This window comes from Nocardia sp. NPDC056100 (assembly GCF_042266325.1).
Lineage (GTDB): Bacteria > Actinomycetota > Actinomycetes > Mycobacteriales > Mycobacteriaceae > Nocardia.
In genome coordinates this window covers 118,189-143,787 of record NZ_JBHJVY010000002.1, presented here as the reverse complement: position 1 = coordinate 143,787, position 25,599 = coordinate 118,189, and the positions used below count along the sequence as shown (strand labels likewise).

Genomic DNA, 25,599 nt, shown 5'->3' with positions numbered 1-25,599 from the left:
GACTCATGCGGTCACCCGCTTGGAGATCGAGGCGTGCTCGGGAAGAATCAGCCCGATACCCAAGCTCGCGGCGAACGCGGCACCTTGGACGGCATAGCAGCGGCGCACCCGCAGCCGGGCCGCCGAGGACATCGCCCGCACCGACGCTTCGATCCCGGGCATATCGCCGTCGAGGGCGTCGGTGACGGTGATCAACACACCGAAGCGGGTCAGTCCCGCACCACGAGCCTGTTCCTGGCGGGCGGCGCGGGTGTTGTCCACCCGGATCGAGGCCGACGCCGAGGCGATCCCTCGCTCGGTCTGCTCGGCCGCGAGGGCGTCTTTGTAATCGGCGTCGACGATATCGGTGGCCTCGGCCGCCGAATGCAGCCGATAGACGACCGCGACCCGCTTGCGCGGCACATCCACGCGCGGGCGCAGCAGCTCCTCCAGCCCGGTCTCGAGCACCGCACCGCGCGGCGGCGCGTCCATCTCCCAGGTGATCGACCGCGCACCGTCGTGCACGTAATGATCCCAGCGATCCGAATGCGCCACCGGGCCGATGGTGTCCCACGATTGGGTCCGCAGAATCTCGCGCCCGGCAGCCTCGATATCACGGTGGGAGGCCACGTCGTAGCGAGAACGCACCAGCCCCAACACTTCCCACGCCTCCAGCGGTGTGGCAGGCAGTCCGGCACGCGAGAGCTGAGACAGCACCCCTTGCAGGCGCTGTCCGATCTCACGCGCTTGTTCGGGAGTATCGCGCCGCATCCGGCCCTTGCCGATCGCGCGGTAGGTGAGGGCGATCCGGGCCTCGATGCGCACCCCCACTCCCCCGATATCGGCGGCGGCCTCGCGCATCACTGTTTGCGCGAACTCCGGGGACTGGGGGCGCACCAACCGTGCGACCTCCCGGCGCTGTTTGAGCCGGGTCTCGACCACGGTGTCCAGCACCGAAGTCACCGCCACCACTTCACCGCCACGGGACTGCGCGGCCAGGAACGCGCCGTACTCCTCGACCCAGGAATCGATCTGCGCTTGATCGACGAGTTCCTTCCCGCGCGGCAGCACCCGCAACACGACGCAGTAGTGATCGGTCCGACGGATATGGATCAGCGCGAACCGCCGCCCACCCGGGGTCTCATATTCCGAAAGCCGCGAATCCGCCAGCAGGCCAGGCAATCTCGCCAATCCGGGTATCCGCGAGAATCGCCCCGACCGGTACTCGAGCTCGCCCCGGGCGCGGGCCCGGGCGAACTGCGCGCGCAGCACCACCACCTCCCAGCCTGTGCGGCCGTTGATCATGACCGCGAGTGGAATGAAAAGCAGTGCGCTGCAGCCGATCACGACACCGGTCAGCATCAGCGAGCGGGTGAGCATGAAGGTCAGCATCACCACGATCACCAACCCCAGCCCCAGCATGCTCACTCCCCAGGTCAGGCCGAAGAATCCGGCCGAGCGCGGCTTCTCCCACCGCCCGTACATTCGTGTGGACGTCATCGCCGTACCTCCATCGGTCCCGGCATATCCGCATCCGAACCGGCCTCGGTGGCCTCGCGGACGCTGCCTTCCACTGCCGAGGCGGTCTGTTGCGCAGCATGTTTCACGCCCTGAGCCGCCATGATCGCCACCCCGGCGGGTCCCGCCGCCGCGGCCGTACCACCCGATGCAGCACCGCCCGATCCGGCTCCACCGCTGGACTTACTGCCCGCCGCGGAGCGACCACTGCTCGGGGTCCCACCGCCGGTGGAACCGCCGGCACCACCACCGCCGGAACTGCTGCCGTCACCACCGCCACCGGACATCGGCCTACCGCCTCCGCCACCGCCGGACGGTTCACCGCCGCTGGGGCCTCCGCGCCCACCGCCCGGCGCGTTCTCGCCTTCACCGACTTTGCGCGCGCTGGAACGATCACCTCCCATGGCCCCCATGGCGACACCGAACGCTCCACCCGCCAATGCCGCAGCCGCTCCACCCCCACCGCCGAGCGTCGAGACCGCAGGCGCGATCAAACGCATCAGAGCGGGCAAGACCACCGTGACCGATAGCAACAGCAGTAGCCCGAGCAGAGCCACCTGCGTATCAGGCTTGCCGCCGCTGTCATTGCCAGCGGCAGTGAAAGCGATCGCGTAAACGAGAGCTCCGACCGGCTTCCACAGCACAAATGCCAACGCCCACGCCAACATTCGCTTGTAGGCTTGCGAGCCCGGGCCGGTTCCGGCCGCCGCGGCCGCCATTGGAATCGCGGCCACGACCACGATCAGCACGGCCTGCCGCATCACCAGCATCACCAGCTGTACCAGCAAGCTGATGATCCCCAGAATGGAGAGCACCAGCATGATTCCGGATCCAAAGCCGTTTCCGGAGCGCATATCGGAATCCACCAACCGCGATAGCGCGCCATCCAAATCGCCCCGGGTCGCGTCGAATATCACCCAATTGCTGAACGCATCTCCCGCCTTGGTCCCCGTAGTGATCAAGGCCGCGAACATCATCGACGCGAACACCGCGCGAGCAAAGATCAGGAAGCTCTCCTGTGCCTCCCCGGCGACACCGCCACGCTTGGCCATGGCCAATCGCGCGGCCGCGAACAAGATGCCCGCGATCATCAGCAGGACCTGCAGTCCACCGGTGTACTCACGGATCGAGCTGAGCGTCGGTCCTGGCTCGCCGGTGCTTGACGCCAACTGCGGCGAAGGCAGAGTTACCCACCACGCGATAGCGATTCGAAGAGCGCTGGCCAGTGCGCCGCCGAAACCGTCGGCTAGCTTGTCCAGGGCCGAGTCCGACACCGCTCCGGCTGCCGCCTGGCCGAATTCCTTGAACTGACACACGGCTCCGATAATGTTCGGGAGACCGCACGCGATCTTGCCCGGCGAGAACTGCGAGTGTAAGAGGCTCGGATCACCAACCTGGGCAACAACAGTCAGCGAGCTGGCGTTCATCGCGCAGTTGCCTTCCACGACCCGAACTCGGCCAGCGTGCCGACTGGGATCGCAGGCTCCCAGAGAGAGTCGACGCCCTCGGGGACACGAACGCGCCAGTCGTCGTTGTGCCAGGCCATGGGCCAGTTGGCATAGGCCCATCCGCTGCTGGCTCGGACCGCGATCTGCACCACGGCGAAGTCCGGCCGATACCCGGGCAGTATTCGCACCCCTTCAGGGACTACGAGATACGTAGCGGCATTGGGCGTTTCAGCACGGCTGCGGGCAATGCGATCGATGAGCGACTGTCCACCACCGAGGTAGCGCTCGCGAACGACGTTGCGCCAGAGATCTTCCGGCGCGGCGAAAGCTCGGGCGATCGCGTCACACGCGGCCAGGCCGGCACCCTGCGGCGTGTCCGCGAACCCCGACGAAACCCCTCCTGCGACCGTGGCGGGGCCATCGCTACCGGAGAAAGGCAGGGCCGCACCTCCCCACCCTCGCTGCCATTGCAAGCGGGCGGGTGCGACAGTGAGGTAGTTCGGTTGCCCGGGATCCGGTCGCAAGGCCGGCTCTTGCGCAAGCGGGTCTCCGGCTGGGTCCCGTGGCATTTCGAGCCGATTCCCAAAGATATCGGTCGTCGGCAGGCCAGGCCCCGCGGCCGAGAGAGCCGCACTTGCCGACGTTGTCGGGTCCGCCGAGTTCGGAACAGGCTCGTGTGTCTGACCGCGGTGGTTGTTCGCAGCAAGCACGGTGACGGCAATGACAACCGCTACGGCGCTGATCAGCAACATGCTGCGGGGGCGAGGGAGGTTCATGGCATACCTTCTGGTTGTTCAATGCAGTGGCAACGCGATCGCGTCCGCGGGCAGAGCCGGTACAGCGGTCACCGCAGCTGAGTGAGGTTGATTCGGCAGCAGCAGCTTCCAGTCGTTGCCCTGCCAGATCACCTGTGCGGTGTTGCACGTGATCGACCGGTCGGACTGGGTGGTGTAGATATCGACCGCGGCATCGGTCGAGCTGTAGTGCACGATCCGATAGCCACCGATCAGCGGCGCAGTGCCGGTAATGGGCGCGGTGATGGAAATCTGCGCGCGGGCCACAGCCCACGCGTCTCGCCCGAGTCCAGGCGCGAGCATCTGCTGGCCGATGGCGGCCCACTGACTATCGGTAGCCACAGATATGCGCACCGTCGCTTGGATCGCGGCCAGAGCTGCGCCGATGGGACCGCGGTCGAATCCGCTCACCACGGCTCCGTCTTGACTCCGTGGCCCCTGATTCGCGACCGGAAGCGAGATGCCCTGGAATAGAACCGATTTCAGGTTGGCAGGGCGTTCGTTGAGATCGGCGTCAGCGGTCGCACTGGGGCCTGGACTGGTGACGTGCTGAGTGCATCCAGCGCACAGCAGCGCCCACATCACTGCCCCTACGGCGAAGGTGGCTCGCGCGCGAGGCTCCGACCGAGTTCTCATCAGTGCCCTCCACTCGGTTGCATGGTCAGTGGGTGGGGAAGAGTGCGGCGGCGATGCCGCTGGCTGAGCCGACCAACACAGCGGCGAGCAGAGCTCCGGCGAACCCTTCGATCGCTTCGTCTCGGTAGAGGCGGATCGCCAACAGACCGGCGAGATAGATAGCGCGCGCGATGCACAGCAGCAACACCATCCACGCCAGCCACCCCAACAGTGGGTAGAGGTACTGAGTAACCTGTGGGGGAAGCGATTTCGCGCTCATCACAGGCTCTCCGATCCCTCGACTGCGGCCTCTCGAACGGCAGCAACGAGTAGGTCGGAGTGGCGTCGAGACGCGACGTCGAGGGCTTGCACGACGGCCTCTGCGGCACGGGCGGGTTCGGCGTGCGGGAGCGAGTGCCCCACTCCGGGAACGAGTTCGTAGTCCGCCTGGATCTTGTCGGCCAAGCGAACGGACTGCGCCGGTGGGACGATCCGATCACGTTCCCCGGCGATCACGAAGGTGGGAATCCGACGCAGAACCGCGGCCGCGTCGGAATCAAGCGTGAAGTTGCCGTAGGCACCGAGTACATCCGTCAAGACCCGCGAATCGGCACGCTGCGTACCGCAGACAAGATTCGCCTTGGACCCGAGCCGCTGGCTCACCCGCCGGAAGCGGCGCTGTGCCATGGCGGTCGCGACGACAGCGACACCATCGAGGCGGGTGTGTCGCCACCGCGGGAGCTTCGTAATCACTGTGCGGTAATGACCTGGCAGACTGGGAAATTCAGGGAACTCGCCCGCGCCGCTGAACATGACCAGCGCCGAGAGGGCTGCGGCGCGGGTGGGGTGATGCTGCGCGTACGCGGCCGCGAGGAGCGAGCCTGCCGAGTGGGTCACCAGAACTACATCACCGGTGGTGTGGGCCATGACAGCGTCGAGGTCGTCGACCAGATGGTGCAAGGTCGTGACGGAGCGCCGGTCGGGGCTGCCAGACCGACCGTGGCCACGCTGGTCAAAGACAATCTGGCTGATGTTCCCACCGAGGCGCTCATGCACATGTTCGGTCACCGACGCCCAGTACTGCCCATCGCAGAGCAGTCCGTGGATATAGACCACGGTCGCTGGTGCGCCCTCGGCTCCCGACCGGATGGCCGCCAGTCGCAGGTCGTCGGATATCGGAATGGTCAGAAGGCAGCTATCGGGGACAGACATAGCACTGGATTCCTCGCATGTTGGGGAGTCGGGAAGTGTTGAACACCAGGGGTTTTGAGCGCGGTACTTCATTTCGCGCTGGTGATCTGGGTCATGATCGTCCCGGCACTGGTGGCGATGATGCCGCCCACCAGTGCGCCGAGGACGATCTTGGGAGCCTCGACCGCGCCGCCGTGCCAGCGCTCCCACGCGAACTTGCCACCCGCGTAGATCAGCGCCGCGATGCCGGCGAGCATCACGAACCACGACAACCAGTTCACGATCTTCAGCAGCCCTTGCGAGCCGGGCGGCGGTTCGGGGGTGATGTTGACCTGCTGCGCTAGCAGATCGACGGTGGCGGTCAGAAAATGGACACTCGACATCACGAACTTCCCGAATCCTGGGCTTCGGAGTCCGCACGTGTGGCCACGATGAAGGCAGTGATCGCAGCGCCTGTTCGGTGCACGTCGACGGGCACCGCAGTGGTCAGGTTCGCCCGCCGGGGTGGCGGCGGATCATTGGGCATGAACTGTGCGAGTTCGTCGATTTCGAAGACGATGAGTTCGTCGTGCCACTCGATCGACCAGATCGAGCCGTCGACCAGTTCCTCGACCAGGCGCCGATAGCGGCGAACCGCGGCAGGAACCTTGCCGGGCCGGACGGCGGTTACGACCAAACCCAGCACCGTGACTCCGGGCGGGGCCAGCCCCGCATGCCATTCGCGGAGCCGATCCGCGGCAGCCGTCAGCCCCGGAATGCACTCGCGGGCGGCGACGACCACGCGCTGGGTGGTGCGCGGAGAGGCGGGCCATGCCGGCCCGGTGTCGGCGGCGTGCGCCCACCACCGCGCCAATGTCGACGTACCGGCACCACCATGGGCACCTAGGACGGCGAACAACGGCGGGTACGGTCCGGTCGTCGGCAAAGGCGTCTGCCGAACCGGTGCTTGATGTCCAGGAGATGGCAAGGCAATCGTGTCGGAATCCAGGCGACCGACTGCAGTGGCGTCCCGGTCGCGAAGGTGAATGGCATTGGCACGCATGGTCTATCCCTGCCGTTGGATGTTGGAGATCAGCGGCCCGGCACCGACGCTGCGGAGGTTGATCACCTGCAGGTAGTCGGTGCGGGTGTGGTCGGGATGCAATTCGGCCAGGTGCACGTTCGCCGTGGTATCGGCGATCGGCGTGATCGCCACGCAGTGCGTGGTTCCGAGGGGTATCGAGGCGATCCCCGCCGCCAGCGACTCAGCGGAGATCGCCGAGTCAGGCGCCAGCAGGAGCATGGCCGCTGCGGCCGAACGCAGGTGGTAGTAGGCGTATTCGAAGGCGGCGATCACCCCGGGCATCGTGGAGGCATCGCCCGGACCACTGGTGATGGTCGTCGCTGACAGACCCGTGCACGCGCCCGCGAGCGATGGCGGCGAGGTGCTCGCTGGTGTGGCAGGCACAGGAGCGGCAGTCGTCCCGCCGCCGGAGTGCAGAGCGAGAACAGCGGGGATGATCACGAGCGCGGCGAGGCCAGTGGCGAGGATCGGACCTATCCGTCGACGCCCCGGCATGCGCGTCACCCGAGGCTGGGGCGTGCCAGAGTGGTGTCCAGCTGCCCCACCGGCTCTCGAATCGCTGTCCAGCCACAGCCATTCGGCCTCACTATCGGAAGGGTTCTGTCGGGAGATCGCAGGCAGTGGGGTCGGCGGTGTGTCGGAGAGCCAGCCCCACTCGTCGTTGTCGGTGCGGGTGCTGGTGTCAGTTGGATGATTGTGGGGCATTGAGATTCACCTCCAGTGCTGGTGCGTGAGTTGGGGCCCTTCGGGAAGGCGGCCCGCGAGGGACTGGTCTGGTTGTCTCGGCGCAAAGACCACCGCCTGCCCGAAGGGGTCTAGGGGAACGACGCCGTGGCGCCGGGCCGTGCGGACTGCGTTGTAGTGGGCACTGATGAACTCGCTTGTGGCACAGAGCCCTTCGGCCTGCTCGCTGATGTCGTCGTCGAGTTGGTGGTCGATCGCCCGGGCACCGTGGTCGTGAGGTTCGTTGCCGCGATGTCCCTGGCCAGCGCGGCGAACCACTTCGCGGCGGCCGCCAAGGGCGCTGTCCCGGAGGTGTCGGCGGACGCGCGGGTGTAGGAGTCGTGGCGTCCGGTGGTGTCGCTGTATTGCGTGTAGGTCGCCAGGCTGTACAGGTCGCTGCCGATCGTCACGGTGGAGGTGATCGCGGTGAACGCCTGGTTCACCCAGTTCAGCGCGGTCTGCGGCGGGATCAGTTCCACCACGGCGCCGACGATCTTCGCGCCGAGGGTCGCCAATGCCGCGATGGGATCGGCCATGCCCACGGTGGCCAATTCGCTGATGGTGCTGGTGGTGAAAACCTTCTTCGCGACCGACACCACGGTGTTGAGCCCGATGGTGCCCAGCCGGAACAGGACCGACAGGGCGTCGCTGATACCCGGTACCGCAGTGGTGGGATCGGAGGCATCCACCAAACGCTGTCCGAGCGTTTTTGTCGGCTCGTAGGACAGCTGATCGAGACTGGTGCCGGACAGGTCATTGGCGATCACCCCGACCGTGGTCTTCCATACCGTCGCCGCGAGCGCTTGCGCGATGGTGGAGATCGCCGTGATCGGATCTTTGGTATCGGATTGGGCCGCTATGTTTTTCACGGTCGTAGTGAGCGGCGTTTCCTGAGACGAGTCGCAGGTCAGGTCACCGGGAGTACAGAAGTCGGCCACACGTCCGGCGAGAACGCCGTAGTCGACAGTGGCGTTGCTAGCGATGCCTGAGCCGCCGGTGCCGGTGTTGGTCAGGGTGATCTGCGCGAGTGCGTTGCCGGAAGTGCCCGGGGCCGCGGTTGGTGTCGTTTGTCCCGGGCGGCCCGGAAGCACGCCGCCCTGTGCGCGTGTGGGATTGGCGAACAACGCAATCCCAGCGACGGCATCCGCGTTCACTGGGCCGTCACCGGCACCTACAGAGCGCGCGAACGCCGATACGACTGCGGCACCCTGGCCGTATCCGGCGACAGCGATGCGTGTGGCCGGGCATTGCTGAACGACGAGCTCGGCGTTCGTGCCGAGCAGTTGCGTCGCATCGAGCACGGCCTGCTGATACGGGGTCTCGGTTCCGTCGTCGCTATATCCGTACCGAATATATCTGCGCTGCAATGTGTTTCCAGCTTCGGCGAGCAGAGGAGTGAAGAACTGCCCCAGGGCACCGGTGTCGGTGGTCGCCGCAGCATCAGACGGTCCTTCATTGGTTCCCTGCACTCCGAGCACGTATAGCGATGGGCATGCGCCGTCGATCCGAACATCTGCTCGCGACAGGGCGATCGCACCGACGGACACACACAAACCAGCGGTCAGGAAAGCCACCATCGGGCGTGCGCGGTGCGTATGAGGCTGCTCTCGTCGGTTGTGTGGCATAGCGAATCACCTCGGTGCCCTGGGGCCCTGCAAGAAACCTGCGAGTGCCTCCATCACGTCCGGGATGCTGTCGACCGCGGTACGGAAGTGGTTGGCGTCGTATTCGCACCAGCTCACACCCACCCCGTTCCGCTGATATTCGCTGAACAAGCCGCTACCGGACTCCACCGGCACGACCTTGTCGGCAGCGCCGTGGTACAGGTGCACCGGAACCTCGGGAACTCCTGCAGCACTGCGACTTTCGTGGTCTAGTACGTAGCGCCATACCGGGTCGTCCCAAGGATGTGGATCCTTGCACCAGTGCTCCAAAGGCTGCCTGTACTGATCGAGCAGTACCGCGGCACTGAGGGTTTCGGCCTGCTGGGCGACTCGGAGCCCGTCTTCGGTGAGGACGTGCCGCAGCGGCAGGTGGTGGTAGGCGCGAGAGAGACCGATCAAGCCGGCCAGTGCCAGGGCCGCCCATGGACCGCTATGTCCGGAACGCGCCAGTGCGCCCGGATCGCTGATCACCGCGCCCGCGGCTACTCCTCGCAGGTCGAGATCCGGTGAGTAGTCCCGATGTTGTTCACTGGCCCACACCGCCGCCCGACCGCCATCGCCGTACCCCCACAGCACAATCGGAGCGTGGCTTTGGCGCGAATGCGCCGAATCCGACAGTGCCTGGGCGGCGCGAGCGAGGTCGAGCGTCACATGCGCTGCCGCGCGAGCGGCGAGAAAGGTATGCGGACCCAATCCGGTGATGCCGAGGTTCTCCCCGTCCGGAACCGCGACAATCCACCCTCGATCCAGGACCGCCTGTATCTGATCGAGCGACTCGCCACCGGTGACCAACTGCTGCGACGGTGCGCACTCTCCGCCGAGTCCATGGAAACTGGGGCAGTACAGCACAATTGGCGTCACACCCGATTCGAAGACCGAGCCGGACGTGACGACCGTCCCTGTGACTGGAATTCGCTCACCGCGAGAGTCATTGGATACGTACGCGATTCGCCACGCTCGCGCCTGGTCTGAAAGATAACGGACATTGACCGGTTGAGCGCGCAGAAGTGAACCCGGCCGACGTTTACGCTCCACGGGCACTGGCGCATAAAACTCGGTCATGGCCTACTCCCAGCGAGGTCGTGGGCGAGAGCGATGAACCAGGCGATCCCGGAACTCAGTTGACCGGTCGAGGCGTAGCCGTTGTGACGAGAGACTGTGTCAGCGAATCGAATCCAGGTCGCCGGGTTCATCAGATCGCTGTTGTCGGCCATCAGCTGCCCCCACGCCGAGGACAACTGGCCGACCAGCTTCGGCAGCACTGCCAGCGGGTTCTGCTGGGTAGCGGAGACGATCTCACCCCACCGCACGCCCGCCGCGCTAATCTCCTCGGGAGACGGGCCGGGAATTCGAGGGTCAGCGGCATCGACCAACCGCTGGGCCAGCGTCCGCGTCGGGCTGTAGTCGACGTCGGCGACCTGGACGTGGAAATCGTTGAGTACGAACGTTGTCCACGTATCGCCCAGGATCGACGACAACAGCGACTGGATCGATCCGAGCGCGGTGATCGGATCGCGTAGGTCTGCTTGGGCGGCAAGTTCGGCACCAGCACGCAGGAGTGCCGCGTTGTCCGGGGCCGAGCAGGCCAGGTCTCCGTCGACGCAAATGTCGGCGACGCGACCGGTCAGTGCTCCGTAGCCAGCATCGTCATCGGCGATTCCCCCACCATCGGACGAGGCGCCGGAGAGTTCAACTCCGGCCACCTCGGTACCGACGCTGCCGGGGGCGGGGTCGGGCACGCTTTGGCCGGGCCGACCAGGGATCACCGAGTCCCCCAGGGTGCGAGTCGGGTTGGAATACAACGCGATTGCGGCGATCTGGTCCGCTGCGACCGGTCCATTGCCGGAGCCGACGGAGCGGGCGAACTCCGCTACCGCCTGCGCGCCTTGGGAGTAGCCGACCACCGCCAGCATCGTGGCGGGGCAGGTCTGCACCACTTGGCTCGCTGCGGCGACGAGCCCATCGACCGCGGAAGCCACCGACGTCGCATAGGGATCAGCGCCGCCTCCTGGCACCGCGCCGCCGAACCCGGCCTCGTACGGCACATAGGCCCGCTGCACCAACGTGGGCACAGCCGCGACCACCGGACCCAACAGCGCACCGATCACGCCGGTATCGGCGGTAAGACTGGCTGCGGGGGACGACTGGCCGGTGCCTTGAACGCCCAGGGCATAGAGTGCAGGGCAGCCAGGTCCGATCGGCATTTGTTGTGCCGCAGCCTGTTTCGTCGCTCCCACCAGCGCGGTGCTGAACAGCAGCGTCATGACCGCGCCACCGGACATCCGGAAACCGCGTCGAGTCATGGCTGACCCACCCCAACCCCGGCACCGAATCCCGCGCCGACAGTACCGCCGGCGACCGCGCCTACCAGCGCCGCCGGAATACCCGCCACCGCTGCTCCTACTGCAGCACCTGCCGCGGCACCGATCGCGGTTCCGAACACCCCAGATGTCACTGTGCCCAGAATCGGTACCGGCACAATGGTTCCCAGCGTCGCGCCGGCGATACCGCCGACGGTGCCGCCGACCAGACCACCGATGACCGTGCCGATCGCGGCAACCGGGCCGCCAGTGACTACCCCGCCCGCGGCAGCGCCGACGCCCGCACCAGCCAGCGTCGCGCCACTAACCCGGTCAGATCGACCTGCGGGTACGCCCACCGAGTCCAGAGCTGTCGCTACTTGGGCTTCCGCCCCCGCAGAGGTGTTATTGATCCAGTCGCGGACCGGTGTGGGCAGCCACTCCGGCGACTCAGCTTGCCATTGACCGATCCGAATCATGTTGTCCGGCGGCGCAATAGGAGCAACAGGAGGCACCGGCTCTGGCAGGTGCAGATCTTGCAGGAGCACCTGTGGCGCCGGATCCGGCGAGGGTTGCGGCCTCGGGGTCGCTCCGTTGCGAACCTCCGGTGGTTGCTCACGATACTGCTGATCACTCTGATCCGGTGGAGCCTGATCACCGCCCGATGGCATCGGCGGGGCGGCCGGGGCGAGCGTGCCCGGCTGGGCAGGGCTGGTAACGCCTGGTTGATCTGCGATTGGATCAAGCCCGGTGCCCGAGGCAATGCCCGGTGCCGACAGCAATATCGACATCGGTACCGCACCCGCGACAACGATGCGTACACAGCGAGCGAGCTGTGGCCGCGATTCCAATGAGGCGGGCCGCGAGTGGGTTTCGCGCGGCGTGCATATCGCCGACCACATGGGAATTGCCACAGTCCTTCTGGGAATTTGCACCTTGAATAACCCTTCATCAGAAGAGAGCAGTCCTGTTCGCTGCGGTGAGCGTTCAGAACTCGAGAGCGCAGGGCTCCTGGCTGCGACGATGCAGCCCGGAGCCGCTGCGTCGAAGATCGGGATTTACAGGAACTGTCCCACCAGCGAAATGAGCTGGGTCACAATGCTGAGAGCGTTCGAAGCGATCGCCGAACCGAAGTTCAGGTAGGACAGAATTTCCATCGGATCCACGAGATTCCCTTTCGTAGCATTTAGCTTTCCCCAACATCAAAACCACGAAATCGCATGCACACCAGAGGGTTCGGTGGCAACAGTTTTGCCAGGCAATTTCATTTCCACTCACGCCATCGTGGATATCCAGGAACTTCCGCGTTCAAGGGGCAATAAAATCACCGTCCCGATTCGATGTGATTCCGGCTGGAAACATCACGGTTGTCCGCCCCATGCAACGATCGCGAACATCCCGCAATCCGTCGGGCGCAATCGCGTTGCCGGGATGCTCTACCCCTGGTAGGAACGGTCACGACTCAAGGGGGAGTTGAGCATTCACCGCGGTTAGCCAGGCGGTCCACCACATCCACAGAACGGGGGGAGAGGGCATGAGTCCATCTCCGAGAAGGAACATTCGCAGACGATTGCCGATCATCGACGACAGCGAGGCGGACGATCTCCAGATGCCAAATCTCGGAGCCTGGCTTCGACGCATCCGAGGAGACTGGCGCCTGAGCCGAGCGCAGACCGCCCAACGCGTGGCGATCAGCGAAACGTACGTCAAGCAGATCGAAAACGGTTATCGCCCAACCCGGGAGGTTCTCGAAGGCTTCATCAAAGCGTTCGAGATGAGCTATCCACAGGCTCGGCACACTCGAGAACTATGGGGACCACCGGCCTACCTTCCCCCGATCGACGAGCTGCGCTCGCGGATCAACACACCGGGCCGCCTCGAAGCCCTCGCGCACATGGACAAGATCGGGATGATCTGCGTTTACACCGATCCGCTGTGGAATGTGCTGTCCGCCAACGAATCCTTCCATCACGCGCTGCCGGGTCTCGACGCAGCAGGGAACAACATCGCCGTCTGGTTCTTCTGCATCCACAGAAACTCTCGACCGGCCATGAGTGTGGCGCTCGAATGGGATCACGAAGCCCACTTCCATGTCGGGATGCTTCGCGGACCGTTCGGCCTCTACCGAACCAGCCCCCGGGCGAGGGAACTCTTCGATCACCTCCGGCAGGACCGCGACTTCCGTCGCTTCTGGAACAACGACACCCACGTCGCTTACGCTCGTCAGCCCAACGAGTTCGCCCACCTCCGCGACCCAGCCACCGGCGAGCGATACTCCATCTCCATCGACATCGCGGAATTCGCCGGCACTCGCGATATCCGTGTTTGCCAGGCGTTCAGGCAACCCCTCATCGGACCGGTCATACCGCTCGAGGTGTAGGGCGTCATATTCAATAGCTATCGACATGTCCGGAGTCGCAGTTGGGGCCCGCAAGGGGTTGCAGTCAACGAATACCACTGCGGTTAGCAAACTCTCGATCAGATGATCGATGGGCCGCGATTCCGCTCGAACTCGATCAGCCCGCCGTAGGCCAGTGATTCGGTCGATATGCGGCGGGCTGCCACAGCGGCGCGCGAACGCTGGTCGATCAAACAACGTCGCCCTCGTGTGCAGGCCCCGCTTCCGATCCGATCGGCAACGGGGAACGCCAGACGGGGAATCAGTTCGCCGAGCCCATCCAATGCACACACAAACGTCTATCACATCAGCACATGCACTCGCCCGATCGAGCTGTTCTCGTAATTTGCTGGTACGAAACGGATTTCAGTTCTCCGACCGCAGAGAAACACGGCGTGCCCGTAGGTGTGAGAAGCTACGCCGCGCCTGTACACGAACGTTGAGATCCGACTCGACAGCCGCGCAGCAACGGTGTTCGATAGATCCACTATCGCTCCACCGGGAACCAGCACAGACGCTGTTGCGCGGCCACCGTCACCATCGCAGCGCAACCGCGGCAGGACAGGATGCCACCGTGGGATACGACTTCAATTGCCCCACATGCCAACACGACGACCAGGTACAGCGAGTCCCTGCCATCCGGGCCACAGGAACTTCGACCTACTACGGAACCGACTATTACTCCGGTATCGGCATCAGCGCCGGCGGACTCATCCCGACGTTCGGCTCAGCCACCATCGAGCGAACCCACTCCACCCACCTAGCAGAGTCACTCGCACCCGAGCCAGCACAGCGTCCTGCCGGAAGGATGCTCGGATTTGGCCTGCTGCTGTCGCTACCTGCGCTGCTCGCCGTCCTGGTTGCGATCGCGACGATTCGTGAGCCCGGTAGGGATGTGGCGCTCCCGCTCCTAATTCCGGTTTGTATCGGATTCGTGCTTGTGCTCGCGACACCAGCACTATTGCTAATTACAGCCGCAATCCGACGGGACCTGCGAAACTCGCGAATCCTGCGAGGGCGCGTCGCCGCTCGCCACGTCTGGACTGCAGGATACTACTGCCACCGCTGCGGGTTTTGCTTCTGGCCTTACCCGGTCGCTCCAGGAATTCCAGTGCGCCAACCTCTTTCACCCGACCAATTCCGTTGGATCGTCTGGAGTACAGGTGGATTCGCGAAGCGCTGACTGCTTGGCGCTATCTCGGCCGACAAAGCAAGTGACGAGCAGGCTGCAACGTGGGGCCCAGGATCCGTGACGGCCGTCGATGTTCTCCACCAGTCTGATTGGGTGACCTCGTGCCCACGAACAGCATTCGCCGGATCCGCACTCTCGACGGCCTCCATGTCGCGGCCACACTTGTCACCGCCGAAGGCCCCACGGATCGAGCCGTCGTCCTGGTGCACGGCGGTGGCGTCACGCGGGAGGAGGGCGGTTTCTTCACGCGTCTTGCCGCAGGCGGCGTGGCATCCATGCGGTTCGATCTCCGCGGCCACGGGGGCAGCGATGGCCACCAGGAAGAGCTGACCCTGTCGACCATCCTCAACGATATCCGTGTCACGCTGGCGGAGCTTCGTGAGGACACTGGCGCACGAGAGATCAGTCTCCTCGGTGCCAGCTTCGGAGGCGGAGTCTGCTCTTACTACGCGGCGAAGCGGCCAGACGAATTGGCAGGCTTGATATTGCTCAATCCGCAGTTCGACTACAAGAAGCGAACCATCGATTCCCGAGATTACTGGACGAACGACGTCATCAGCGACGAACGCGCCAAGGAGCTCAATGACACTGGCGCCGTGCAGTTCACGCCCACGCTGAAGCATGGCCGCCCACTGCTCAATGAGGTGTTCTGGCTGAAGCCGAACGAAATCCTCGGCGACATCACGACCCCAACTCTGATCGTCCACGGCAGCGCAGACACCCTGGTGCCCATCGACTTCACGCGCGGCAGTCGAACAGTTCACTGCACCAGTGGAATTGATTGAGATCGAGGGCTCGCAACACGGCTTCGCGGTGCACGACGACCCGCAGTATCTGAACCCGAAGAGTCAGCGATACCAGGCCGAGGTGATTGGCATGGTCGCCAGCTGGCTGACGACCGGATTCACATCACGGCAGTAGTAGATCTCTTCGACCGGTACTGACAATTCGATCGACTCGGCCGCGTACCGTCGAAGCGGTGAGGCCAACTCAGTGGACGATCCTCGATGAGCAGGTGGTCGACGAGAACCGTCACATTCGCCTATCGACCGTCAACATCAAACTTCCCGACGGTGTCCAGTTCACACAATACGTAGCCCGAATGCCGCGGTGCGCAATGACATTGGTCTTGAACGAGCGCCGCGAGCTGCTTCTGATGTACAGACATCGGTTCATCATTGATCGATGGGTGTGGGAGCTTCCAGGCGGCTACGTCGACCATGCGGAAGATGTTGCCGCGGCCGCAGCGCGCGAGGTTGAGGAAGAGACGGGCTGGCGGCCAAGGAACATGGAGCACCTGGTGACCTATCAGCCAGCGATCGGCACCCTCGACCAGCCGCAAGAGGTGTACCTCGCGCGTGGGGCGGACCTCACGAACACCACGCCTGATATCAATGAGGCTGAGGACATCCGATGGATTGGGCTCGACGAAGCGGAAGCCATGATCGACCGGGGCGAAATTGTAGGCGCGGCAACGGTTGTCGCGGTGTACCGTGCTCTCAGTCTGACCGATTCGTGAGTTCGATGACCAGCTGACGGAAGTCAGTCACCTCGCCGTTCGAGCCGTCTGGCCCGAGTCGAGTGCCTAGCAGGCTACGGCACGATGCGAGATCGGCTGCAACGATGGGCGCTTCATGCCCGATCCTCACGCGCAATCGGGAGTCATCGGTATCAGCCGCCGAGGCGAGCAGGCCGGGGTTGAACACCCGGCCACCTGTGTAGCCCTGCGGCATCTTGAGTGCCTACTAGCGAATTGCTCTGTGCGCCAGTCACCGCCGCGCTCGCGAGCGACCCGTACTGATGCCCCTCAGCGCACCAAATCGTGAATCAAAACGTCGAATTGCGGCGCGTCTGGCCAGCTCGGACGGAGGGTACCGACGCGGTACCAGCTCCAGCGCAGGTAGGTCTGGTATGCGCGCGTGTTTGCCGGCCGGACGAGCAGCGTCGCACGCTGCTCGGTGCGCGAGCCGAGTAGCTCATCGTGCAGGGCGCGGGCGATCCCTCGGCCGGTCAGTTCGGATCGGACCATGATCTCGCTCAGCGCGAAGGTTCGCGTGCCGTCCTCGGTCGTGAACTCGTCCGTGTCGTCCGCACCGTCGAGGTCCAGCCCGCCCCACCACGCGGTATTTGCGGGAAGCGGCCATCCCCATGCTTGGCCGACTGGATGATCGTCGACGACGGCAAGAATGAGCGCGAATTCTCCGGCACGACCTGGTGCCGTGTAGGCATCGAAACGGGTCATGAACGCCGCAGGGTCTGCGAACGCCGCGCCGGATTCGATCTCCTCGACGTACGCGCCGCGATAGATGCCTTCGATAGTGTCTCGGCGTGCCCGCGCTTCGGCAGCGCCCAGATGCTCGAATCGCAGGCCCGGCACAGTGTTTCGTTGCTGGCTGGTCATGATCTGCCTGCCTTACTCATTAAGTCGTCGAATTGCCTGGCGAATACCGGGTGCCAGTAACGTTGCGCCCAGCAGGATCCCGAACTCGCGGCTCTTCACTTCGTCGTTAAGCTAACGTTCCGGCTCACATATATCTGGCATCGTGCTCAGCCGCTACATCAGTGGCTGCCACCCCGTCCACGGTCGTTCTCCGCGTTCGCCTCGGATGGATGCCAACCTAAGCATGGCCTGCTCATGATGCGTCGCATTCGTTGTCGCCGCTTGGACCGCCATCGTGGTCATCCGAAACTCCCTGATATCTCGCAGTAGTTCGAAGCCCTCCCAGCTGGTGACATCGTGGCCATACACTTCGCAGAACACGGCATACTGCGCGTCGGTGATCCAGCCGAACGATGTCCGCTTTATCGCTGTATGCACCAGATCCCACTCCGGCGGACCGATCGAGGTGCGCTCCAAATCAAGCAGCACTGCCCCGCCGTCCTCCATGGCGGCGACATTGCCGACCCAGGCGTCGCCGTGGATGACGCACCACGGCAGTCCGGCTGGCAAATGACCCCACCGCTGCCGCAGTTCGGCCAAATGCTCACGCAGCCAATGACGGTCATCCTCATTCAATATCTGGGCAGCCGTGATTCGCTCTTCCAGCCTAACGAACGGTGCAACATCACCGAGATGGAACGGTGGTCGCGGCAACTCGTGCAACTGCTTGAGCAGGACCGCCACCTGAGAGGGCGTGCCATGCTCATGTGGCGGCAGTTCGCGCCAAAACGTGATCGCTCGGCCATCGACTTCCACCGGCTGTCCAACATCGGGCACGACTTGAACGGCAGGGACACCTGATGCCGCCAACCAGTTGGCAACCGCCACCTCTCGCTGTGCTGCCACCAATTGCCCCGGCCGACTGACCCGCGCGACGACATGCCCCGACAATCGGTAGATCGCGTTCTCGCTCACCTGAATCGGTTCGGCATCATCCACGTCGAGCCCGATCGCGATGCCGGCCGCGCGCACTATCGTAAGCAAATCGGCCTCCGTCACGTCCTTCATACGCGCACCAGAGCGGCTTCGATGCTCTTCATCAACTCTTCAACCTCTGTCGAATTGATGTGGGGCTGAGCCATCGCGCTCAGTTCGCGGAGATCGTCCGCGGCCCTGCGCGAACGCAGGTGACCGGCATCAATCAGGGCGGCCTGGCCAATAGCCGCTGCTTCCAGCGGGTCGCCCGTCGCCATGGTGAGCGACGCCAGCTTGATCCCCGAAATCGCCCGCGAGCGAACGAAGGCGGCTGTATGTCCGGCCACGGCAACCTCCAGTCTGGTGTGGGCTTCGCTGGCGAAACGGCCGTCCAACGCCACGTCGAACAAGGCATGTCCAGTGTCGCCGGAATGCTGAGCCGCGTCGTAGTAGGCCATCCACGGTGGATCGTTGTCAGGGGATGCATGGGAGAACTCTTCGTCGGCATGCCCGACGGCCCGAACTGCCTCCTCGGTCCGATGCAGCTTGGCCAGCGCTCGCGCTCTGGCCGCATGCAGCATGGCGCGTTCGGTAGCCGTCAGTCGATCGGCTCGGACCATGGCCAGCTCGATGAAGGTCAGTCCGTCATCGGGATGCCCGCACCAAATGGCCTGGCGGGCCATCGATGACAACACCTTACTGCGGAGGTGCCAGTCACTAACCTCCTCGGCGCAGGTCAGGCCCAGCTGGAACATGCTGCGGGCGTCGGCGTGAGCATAGGCATCGAAGGCCATGAAGCCTGCGGTGTGCCCAAGGAAGCCGACCGCGCTGTGCAGCTCCTGGCGAAGTTTCTCGGCACAGTGGGCACCGAGCAAGTTGACGGCGTAGCGCAGCTGAGTGGTCACCGCTTCCCTGACGAGCCCGCCGCCATAGGTGTGATCCCACGAGCTGAATTCCCGCGCTGCGGTGCGCACTTGCTCGATTTCGGGCATGCCAACCAACGACGGGATAGGAGTCGGCTCGATCTTTCCCAGCAGTTCGAGGAGCGGCTGTTGGGTTGCTGCCACCACCGACACGCTGAGTGCCGCTCGGATGAAGTCCTGGCGGTTCACATCATCGAGCGTAACGCGGGAACCGACCGGCAGTTTGAACCAGAGCAGCGACGGCGGGATCTCAAGGATCTCTGCCCAGCGAATCAGCTTCGAAAGCTGTTCGGGCGCAGGGCCTTTTTCGATACGACTGAGCTGAGCCTGCGTCAGGCCGAGCCATGTGGCAACTAGTTCTTGCGGCAGCGGTCGGCAGTGGAATGGGTGGATGCGGTAGGCAAAGATGACCCGGCCCATGTGCCAGGTGTCCAGTGCATCGCGCATCTGATCGGTCTGCCAGAAGGTCGGCGGTACCAATAATGGGCGCCGTAGTTCATCGCGGGCGGCGCCTTCACAAGGTGCACAGAACGTTTCACGGTTGTAGCGGTTGAGCCTGCTCCCACAGCGGCCGCAGTAGCGCTGCGCCTGGGTTTCCCGCGTCATGATGGCCACTCCCGCTTTGACTAGGGGTTTTGTCACCGTCTCGCTTTGGTCGCGGAACCGTACCAGGGCTTGACAGGTCCCGCTATACGTCTCACGCATACCCCTAATACCCCCTTGTCGTGGCACTTTTCGCGCCCGAAAGCAAACCTTTGGGCGGTCATGACAACACCGTTAGAGAGGGGGTCAGGCCATGGCCTTGCCCTTAGTCGTCCCCATTTTCGGCCTGCCAGCACGCGGCAATACCTCGCCCGCCTTATGTATGGGCTCCGCACCAGGCCGTCAGGCATTTCGTCTGCGCGCACAAGTCTCATGTGAGGTATCGGAGGCGGCTACTTTCCATCCGAAAGGGCTCGGCTGGGTCGGTGACTTTACTTTCTCCAGGCGGTGTCCTCCATCCACGGTGCGGCGATTCGCCGCGGCTGTTCAAGGCTCGGCTGCAGCACTACCGACAGACAGCGGCCGGTATTCGCGACCAGTTCATCCGTGCGGACGTCACCGTCACACAACTCGACACAACCAACACGATCACTGGATCTGCCAATCTGCTTGCACCGCTACTTATTTCACGGAGCCCGCTCTGAAGGCCAGCATGAGCGACGCCGCTCTCGGGGCACGCATCGCGCGCGAAACAGCTAATAGGCCAAGTGATTTCGATAGGTCGTCAGGAGGTGGCAGCAATGGTTCTCAGTGAGTACGAGGCCAAGGTCCTTGGCGCGATGGCGTCATGGCCTCCCACGAAGTCGGCGACCATCCGCGAACTCAGCCGTAGCACCGGGGTGCCCGAGGGATCGGTCCGGAGAGTCGTGAGGCGATTCGCACGCAACGGGTTTGCGCACGGGACCGTCCAGAGCCCGTCCCGGTGGCGACCCACCTCCCGGGGCCGGATGGCAATCACGCGCCGGGCCTATCGCGAGTATGTGGTGGGTCAGTCATGACGATGCGCGCTATCGGCTATCTCGATCGCACGGTGTCGCTGCTACGGACCGAGCACGACGAGTGCGAAATCCGCATTGCCGCCCAGCTTTTGGGTCGCGAACTCATCGCACTCATTTACGCACACGAGGACGCCTATCCATCCGAGCGGCTGCTCGAGTACGTGACATTCGAGGCCGCGCAATCGATCATCGTTCCGAGCCTGGCGCATCTGAGCGAGGACGATATCGCCGAGCTCTACAGCAGCACAGACGTGTACTGCCTCGCCGAGTCCCGGCTGTACACGATCTATTGCGCAGATGAGGCCGAGCCTGAGGGCACACTGCGCATCGCGCCTATGTGGACACCGAACGAGTTCGGGAAGGCTCGGCGATGAGCGCGCGGAAGGTGCTCACTCACCCGGGCCAGTTCTGGACCGGGTGCATGACCCCCGAATCCACGCGTGTGCGCGACTATCTCCTCGGCGGCAAAGACAACTACATATCCGATCGCGAAGCAGGGACCAGGCTCTCGAATGTGTTTCCTGCCATGCAACAGCATGTGCGGGCGGCGAATTGGTTCCATCGCTGGGCCTGCACGTACCTTGCGAAACAGGGTGCGGCGCAGTTCCTCGACATCGGTGCCGGATTCCCCTCCCCCACCGACACCCACCTTGCGGTTCGTGGCATCAATCCCGATGCCACAGTGCTGTACGTCGACGCCGATCGGTTCGTGGCCGCACACCGCCGCGCATTGTCCTGCGACGAGCACACCAAGGCGGTGGAAGCCGCCCTCGCTGATACCGGCGCGCTGATCGACCATGTGCGAGATAGCGGCTTTCTCGATTTCCAGGACCCGATCGTCCTGTCGATCGGCGGGTGGGTCCTCGAGCAGCTCCCGGACGCCGCGGCGGCGGTCCGCGAATTGTCAGCGGCCATCGTGCCCGGGTCATGGCTGGTGATCAGCCATCTCGTCACCGATCCCGACGAACAGCTCGCAGAACACATCGGCGCGGAATGTCGATTGTGGATGCCGGAGTTCCATCCACGCTCGATCGGCGAGATCGAGACGATAGTCGCGGAGTACACGCTCCTCGATCCCGGGATCATCGCGCCGCAGGGGTGGGCCGAGAACGTGTCGGACTACCCGGAGACGTTGTGCCGCAGTGCGATAGGCCGACTCGGAATGTCGCCGTAGGTGCGGTTCGGCGCATGCCGATCTGACGGGCGCCCCCGAAATCCCTGTGCCCACTCGGGGGCGTCTTTTGGTTGGGGGCACAGCTCCTGGAATCGAGGCATCCACAGCATGTTCGGCCACAATTCGAGTCTCGTTCGGGACCTGCGATACCTGTCGTGGCTCCTCACCGCCATCGGCGCTGTCGTCCTGGTCGCCTTGCTCGCCGACGCCTGGCCTGACATTCACGGGGACGAGAAGGCCGGGATGATCACCCTGTCCCTCGTATGCCTCGGTCTCGGTGGTCTGGCCGAGGCACTCGCCCACTACATCCTTTCCCGAAGGTGATCGACTGACAATTCGTGCAATTAGTCCGCGAGTCACCGAGGCCCGCACGGGCGTACCGGAGCGGTAAGGATGCCCCGCTGAAAGCTGTTGCAGCGCTGATTATCACCGACCTGTCTGCTATCCGGGCGTCAAGCCGAAGAGGATGGTCTGCGCGTTCGAGGAATCGCGGTAAACGCGCGGGGCATAGCGCCGCGACACTTCACGGGTCGCGATGGCATTCCGTGCCAAGACATCTGGGACACGTGCCCAATCCGCCTCAACCCGACGACTGTCACTCAACGGCCGCCGCAGGTGTCGGTGTCGCTACCGAGAAGGGAGCCGGTACCGAATCTGGTCGGACAGCTGAGTGAGGAAACCGGGAAAGTCGTCGTTGTGTATGACATGTCCAGTGTCGGCAACAGTGCGGACTTGGTAGCCGAGTTCGGCTAACTGCGCGCCTTTCTCGGGAGAGACAACCTGGCTCGGGTCCGCCAGCAGGACCAGACTGGGGACTGTGGGCTCAGCGGCATGAAAACCCGGGAATCGGTCCATGATGGCCAAAGTATTTGTGTCCCAACGGCTCAGGGATTCGAGCTTGCCGAGCTGAGCGGCTGAAGCCCAGCGTGGAGTGGCGGCTCGGATCTGCTCGAGGGTCCAGGGTTTCTGTGCCTGGAACATATCGGCCATGGCTGGATGGCCAGGCCCCCACGCTGGGTCGGAGTAGACGACACGATCGGGTAGAAGGTCCTCGACGATGTGAGCGAGCAGCAGCGCGCCGAGCGAGTGGCCGATGACGAGGTCGGGTCGATGCGGCACAGCCTCGGCGAGCGCGCGGGCCATGGCCTCGATCGTGTAGGTGTGCGCACGGGGGCTGTGACCGTGACCGGGCAGGTCAGGTGCGATGACCCGGTATCCGCGTTCAGCCAGCGCCGGACCCAGTTGCCACCAGCTGGTCGAGTCGGTGGTCAGGCCGTGAACCAGGACCGCGATCCGGTCGCCGGCGCCCCATTCGCGTAGGTATAGATCGGTCATTGCGCGGTGTTCTCCTTGCGATTGTGTGCGGCGCGCAGCAGAGCGTCGAGCAGCCCGGGAAAGCGGGAATCGAGGTCTGCGCGCCGAAGCGAGAGCCACCGGTACTTGCCCTCCTGACGCGTGATGCTGATCCCGGCTTCGCGCAGCACCCGGAAGTGATGGGACATGCTGGCCGCGGTGACACCGAAATCGAAACCGGTGCAAGGGTGCTCGGTCTCGTCCGCGAGCTTCACGACGATGGCCAGCCGAATCGGGTCAGCGAGGGCGTTGAGCACCGATAGCAGGTCAATGGCGTCGATGGTGGGATGGTGCAGACCTCGCATATCGGAGACCCTAACCAAAAATTAGACGCTTAGCCAATCGTCTAACTGATCGAGGACACCCCCACTGGCTTTCCTCGCCACCCATGCGGCCAACGGGCAACCCAACGTCGTGCCGGTTGCCTTCGAATTCGACCGCACCTACTTCTGGGCCGGCGGTGGTGCAACCTTCCCCCGCACACGCAAGGCACACAATGCCACTGCGGGCAATGCCCAAGTGGCCTCGGTCATCAATGCTCCGGTCTCGCTCGCCCCGTTCATCGCACGCGGCCTGCGGGTCTACGCGTGCGCCGAACCTCCAGTCGATTGCCGAGAGCCTCCAGTTGCTCCTGGACCGAGCTCGTCACTGTGCGTATTTCACCAACGGCGTCGCCAGCGCCCAGAGACGCTCTCTGGTCCGCTGGCAGTACGCCACCAGCTCAGGATCGGTGCTAATTGCCGCGCCACCCGGGGAGCGGCCATTCCTATCCGACAGACCGAACACGACTACTCGGTTGTCGATCACCCAGAAGTCGTCTGGCGGAACCTGTCCCGCTTCATTCCTGGGTAGATAGCGCACTTCCTCGCCGGCCTCAACGTTCATAGGAGCGATGGTGAGCGACCAACGCACATAGTCGCTATGCGGGACAGTGACTACCCGCAGCCGACTGACAGCTACCTGGCGTTCCGTGAGGCTTTGGACGAACTCAGTCCAATCCTGAAACCAGCTTCGGTAGTCGAACGGTTCGGAGTTCAAGAAGCGCTGAAACGGTTCGTCTTCGCCCGGTACGCCATACTCGTCTCGCACCTCCAGATGAAATGCATCGTGTTGCGCTTCCCGAAGCAGCTCAATCGTGGGACGGAAGTCCACGAAGTAGCCCCTCTCCGCTCAAGATACCTCAATCACCGTCTTCTATGCCTCGATCCGTATTTGATCAAGGCCTCCTGAGCGGTTACCGCTTTCCCAATGAGAGCGACAGTACCGCGACTTGCAGCTGTATGCGGCGCATCCAATAGAAATCTTTCCAGAAATCCCAGCCGTATATGCGTGGTCTCGCGGAGTCTCGCCCCTCAGAGAAGGGCGAGACGCTCCAGTTTTCTTGATGTGAAATTCTAATAGACATATCCGAACTTCTCATTCGACCCGCATCACACTCCGGTAGGATTGCGAGCCATGGGTGACGTACTCGTCTTGTGGGACATCGACCACACATTGACGGAGAACAACGGCGTAAATAAGGAGATATACCGGCTGGCGTTTGAGCGGCTGACCGGATGTCCCGCGTTGCATCGCGCTCGAACCGATGGACGTACCGAGCCGGTGATCATGCGGAACATGCTTGTTGACCACGGAATAGAGCCGACCTCTTTCTTCGAGTCTCAAATTCATGAAATTCTGGATTCCACAACAGCCTCCCATGCGGATAAATTACGCGCACGAGGTCATGAACTGCCGGGAGCACGCGCCGCGCTAACCGCACTTCAATCCACTGCAGGAATTATCCAATCCGTACTCACAGGCAATATCATGCCGAACGCCATCACAAAACTGTCAGCGTTTGACCTGGATGACTTCATCGACTTCGAGGTAGGAGGGTACGGCTCCGACCACGATGTCCGGGCGCACCTGGTCGCCTTCGCGCGGCAGCGGGCATCAGCGAAGTTCGATGTCAGGTTCGACAGTGCCAATACCGTGGTAATTGGAGACACAACTCGGGATGTTCAGGCAGGAAGAATCGGCGGTGCTCACGTGATCGCTGTAGCCTCGGGCTCCGACAGCGTCGAAGAACTTGTTGCCGCCGGAGCAGACATAGTCTGGCCCGATTTGAGGGATACCCGAACGGTGATAGCCGTCATCAAGAGCTTTCTGCGCGCACATGATGCCATGTTGAACACCGATGCCCGCCCGACGGGTCAATGTCACTGAAACGCCTGCCCCCAAATACAGCCCACAACCTGACTGCGTCCACCGACCGACCATCATCGATCCCGCTGTAGGTAGCCGCGTGGCCCGCCGAGCAAGCTCACTGTCGGTGATGCCCGCATCTAGGCGGAGAGCTCTCGGAGCCTCGCCCCGAGAGCTTCTC

General features: G+C 63.8%; 28 protein-coding genes and 1 pseudogene. 10 read left to right on the top strand and 19 right to left on the bottom strand.

Going from position 1 to position 25,599, the window contains the following annotated elements; all coding sequences use genetic code 11:
• Positions 1-3: 3 nt before the first annotated feature.
• From ACFC0O_RS12320 to ACFC0O_RS12260, 13 genes are all read right to left on the bottom strand, one after another.
• Positions 4-1,479: an SCO6880 family protein gene (locus ACFC0O_RS12320; protein ID WP_375956578.1), complete on the bottom strand. Its 1,476-nt coding sequence runs from the start codon at positions 1,477-1,479 to the stop codon at positions 4-6.
• Positions 1,476-2,813, bottom strand: coding sequence for a hypothetical protein (locus ACFC0O_RS12315; RefSeq protein ID WP_375956575.1), 1,338 nt, complete (start codon positions 2,811-2,813; stop codon positions 1,476-1,478). The genes ACFC0O_RS12320 and ACFC0O_RS12315 overlap by 4 nt, the downstream gene beginning before the upstream one ends.
• Positions 2,814-2,920: 107 nt before the next feature.
• On the bottom strand, positions 2,921-3,697 hold the full coding sequence (locus ACFC0O_RS12310; protein WP_375956572.1) for a hypothetical protein: 777 nt from the start codon (positions 3,695-3,697) through the stop codon (positions 2,921-2,923).
• Positions 3,698-3,739: 42 nt separating this feature from the next.
• A complete protein-coding gene (locus ACFC0O_RS12305; protein WP_375956569.1) occupies positions 3,740-4,321 on the bottom strand; it encodes a hypothetical protein in 582 nt (193 codons plus the stop codon).
• A gap of 79 nt (positions 4,322-4,400) precedes the next feature.
• Positions 4,401-4,634 carry a hypothetical protein gene (locus ACFC0O_RS12300; protein WP_375956566.1) on the bottom strand — a complete coding sequence of 78 codons (234 nt, stop codon included), beginning with the start codon at positions 4,632-4,634 and terminating at the stop codon, positions 4,401-4,403.
• Positions 4,634-5,470: an alpha/beta fold hydrolase gene (locus ACFC0O_RS12295; RefSeq protein ID WP_375956563.1), complete on the bottom strand. Its 837-nt coding sequence runs from the start codon at positions 5,468-5,470 to the stop codon at positions 4,634-4,636. Before ACFC0O_RS12295 ends, ACFC0O_RS12300 begins: the two co-directional genes overlap by 1 nt.
• A 164-nt stretch (positions 5,471-5,634) precedes the next feature.
• Positions 5,635-5,928 carry a hypothetical protein gene (locus tag ACFC0O_RS12290; protein ID WP_375956561.1) on the bottom strand — a complete coding sequence of 98 codons (294 nt, stop codon included), beginning with the start codon at positions 5,926-5,928 and terminating at the stop codon, positions 5,635-5,637.
• Positions 5,928-6,398 carry a hypothetical protein gene (locus ACFC0O_RS12285; protein WP_375956559.1) on the bottom strand — a complete coding sequence of 157 codons (471 nt, stop codon included), beginning with the start codon at positions 6,396-6,398 and terminating at the stop codon, positions 5,928-5,930. The genes ACFC0O_RS12290 and ACFC0O_RS12285 overlap by 1 nt, the downstream gene beginning before the upstream one ends.
• A 192-nt stretch (positions 6,399-6,590) precedes the next feature.
• Positions 6,591-6,992, bottom strand: coding sequence for a hypothetical protein (locus ACFC0O_RS12280; protein WP_375956556.1), 402 nt, complete (start codon positions 6,990-6,992; stop codon positions 6,591-6,593).
• A gap of 431 nt (positions 6,993-7,423) precedes the next feature.
• Positions 7,424-8,908, bottom strand: a complete 1,485-nt coding sequence (locus ACFC0O_RS12275; RefSeq protein WP_375956553.1) for a cutinase family protein — start codon at positions 8,906-8,908, stop codon at positions 7,424-7,426.
• 54 nt (positions 8,909-8,962) lie between these two features.
• On the bottom strand, positions 8,963-9,856 hold the full coding sequence (locus ACFC0O_RS12270) for a lipase family protein (RefSeq protein WP_375956550.1): 894 nt from the start codon (positions 9,854-9,856) through the stop codon (positions 8,963-8,965).
• A 197-nt stretch (positions 9,857-10,053) separates the two neighbouring features.
• Positions 10,054-11,259 (bottom strand): cutinase family protein, encoded by a 1,206-nt coding sequence (locus ACFC0O_RS12265; RefSeq protein WP_375956547.1) that lies wholly within the window; start codon positions 11,257-11,259, stop codon positions 10,054-10,056.
• Positions 11,260-11,294: 35 nt separating this feature from the next.
• On the bottom strand, positions 11,295-12,086 hold the full coding sequence (locus tag ACFC0O_RS12260; RefSeq protein WP_375956544.1) for a hypothetical protein: 792 nt from the start codon (positions 12,084-12,086) through the stop codon (positions 11,295-11,297).
• Positions 12,087-12,865: 779 nt separating this feature from the next.
• Here ACFC0O_RS12260 and ACFC0O_RS12255 point away from each other — a divergent pair.
• The 4 genes from ACFC0O_RS12255 (at position 12,866) to ACFC0O_RS12240 (ending at position 16,404) form a co-directional block, all read left to right on the top strand.
• Complete coding sequence (locus tag ACFC0O_RS12255) at positions 12,866-13,675, top strand: helix-turn-helix domain-containing protein (protein ID WP_375956541.1); 810 nt, start codon at positions 12,866-12,868, stop codon at positions 13,673-13,675.
• Positions 13,676-14,986: 1,311 nt separating this feature from the next.
• Positions 14,987-15,670, top strand: a complete 684-nt coding sequence (locus ACFC0O_RS12250; protein WP_375956538.1) for an alpha/beta hydrolase — start codon at positions 14,987-14,989, stop codon at positions 15,668-15,670.
• Positions 15,657-15,806, top strand: coding sequence for a hypothetical protein (locus tag ACFC0O_RS12245; RefSeq protein WP_375956535.1), 150 nt, complete (start codon positions 15,657-15,659; stop codon positions 15,804-15,806). Before ACFC0O_RS12250 ends, ACFC0O_RS12245 begins: the two co-directional genes overlap by 14 nt.
• 58 nt (positions 15,807-15,864) lie before the next feature.
• Positions 15,865-16,404, top strand: a complete 540-nt coding sequence (locus tag ACFC0O_RS12240; RefSeq protein ID WP_375956533.1) for an NUDIX domain-containing protein — start codon at positions 15,865-15,867, stop codon at positions 16,402-16,404.
• 288 nt (positions 16,405-16,692) lie between these two features.
• On the opposite strand, the gene ACFC0O_RS12235 is transcribed toward ACFC0O_RS12240, so the two are convergent.
• The 3 genes from ACFC0O_RS12235 to ACFC0O_RS12225 form a co-directional block, all read right to left on the bottom strand.
• Positions 16,693-17,286, bottom strand: a complete 594-nt coding sequence (locus ACFC0O_RS12235; protein WP_375956530.1) for a GNAT family N-acetyltransferase — start codon at positions 17,284-17,286, stop codon at positions 16,693-16,695.
• A gap of 153 nt (positions 17,287-17,439) precedes the next feature.
• Positions 17,440-18,333: a phosphotransferase enzyme family protein gene (locus ACFC0O_RS12230; protein WP_375956527.1), complete on the bottom strand. Its 894-nt coding sequence runs from the start codon at positions 18,331-18,333 to the stop codon at positions 17,440-17,442.
• The gene (locus tag ACFC0O_RS12225; RefSeq protein WP_375956525.1) at positions 18,330-19,769 is read right to left on the bottom strand and encodes an XRE family transcriptional regulator; all 1,440 of its coding nucleotides are present in this window, start codon (positions 19,767-19,769) and stop codon (positions 18,330-18,332) included. Before ACFC0O_RS12225 ends, ACFC0O_RS12230 begins: the two co-directional genes overlap by 4 nt.
• Positions 19,770-20,446: 677 nt before the next feature.
• On the opposite strand from ACFC0O_RS12225, the gene ACFC0O_RS12220 reads away from it, so the two are divergent.
• The 4 genes from ACFC0O_RS12220 (at position 20,447) to ACFC0O_RS12205 (ending at position 22,202) form a co-directional block, all read left to right on the top strand.
• The gene (locus tag ACFC0O_RS12220; RefSeq protein ID WP_375956522.1) at positions 20,447-20,704 is read left to right on the top strand and encodes a helix-turn-helix domain-containing protein; all 258 of its coding nucleotides are present in this window, start codon (positions 20,447-20,449) and stop codon (positions 20,702-20,704) included.
• On the top strand, positions 20,701-21,078 hold the full coding sequence (locus ACFC0O_RS12215) for a hypothetical protein (protein WP_375956520.1): 378 nt from the start codon (positions 20,701-20,703) through the stop codon (positions 21,076-21,078). The genes ACFC0O_RS12220 and ACFC0O_RS12215 overlap by 4 nt, the downstream gene beginning before the upstream one ends.
• Positions 21,075-21,878 (top strand): SAM-dependent methyltransferase, encoded by an 804-nt coding sequence (locus ACFC0O_RS12210; RefSeq protein ID WP_375956517.1) that lies wholly within the window; start codon positions 21,075-21,077, stop codon positions 21,876-21,878. Before ACFC0O_RS12215 ends, ACFC0O_RS12210 begins: the two co-directional genes overlap by 4 nt.
• Before the next feature lie 108 nt (positions 21,879-21,986).
• Complete coding sequence (locus ACFC0O_RS12205) at positions 21,987-22,202, top strand: hypothetical protein (protein ID WP_375956514.1); 216 nt, start codon at positions 21,987-21,989, stop codon at positions 22,200-22,202.
• Between the two features lie 303 nt (positions 22,203-22,505).
• On the opposite strand, the gene ACFC0O_RS12200 is transcribed toward ACFC0O_RS12205, so the two are convergent.
• Positions 22,506-23,213, bottom strand: a complete 708-nt coding sequence (locus ACFC0O_RS12200) for an alpha/beta fold hydrolase (RefSeq protein ID WP_375956512.1) — start codon at positions 23,211-23,213, stop codon at positions 22,506-22,508.
• Positions 23,210-23,536: an ArsR/SmtB family transcription factor gene (locus ACFC0O_RS12195; protein WP_375956509.1), complete on the bottom strand. Its 327-nt coding sequence runs from the start codon at positions 23,534-23,536 to the stop codon at positions 23,210-23,212. The genes ACFC0O_RS12200 and ACFC0O_RS12195 overlap by 4 nt, the downstream gene beginning before the upstream one ends.
• Positions 23,537-23,600: 64 nt before the next feature.
• Between ACFC0O_RS12195 and ACFC0O_RS12190 the strand changes: the two are divergent.
• Positions 23,601-23,735, top strand: a pseudogene (locus ACFC0O_RS12190) (pyridoxamine 5'-phosphate oxidase family protein); the annotation flags it as partial.
• Positions 23,736-23,876: 141 nt separating this feature from the next.
• Here ACFC0O_RS12190 and ACFC0O_RS12185 read toward each other — a convergent pair.
• Entirely contained in the window at positions 23,877-24,383 is a 507-nt protein-coding gene (locus ACFC0O_RS12185; protein ID WP_375956506.1) for a DUF6879 family protein, read from the bottom strand.
• A gap of 303 nt (positions 24,384-24,686) precedes the next feature.
• Between ACFC0O_RS12185 and ACFC0O_RS12180 the strand changes: the two genes are divergently transcribed.
• Entirely contained in the window at positions 24,687-25,439 is a 753-nt protein-coding gene (locus tag ACFC0O_RS12180; RefSeq protein WP_375956503.1) for an HAD family hydrolase, read from the top strand.
• The last annotated feature ends 160 nt before the right edge of the window (positions 25,440-25,599 follow it).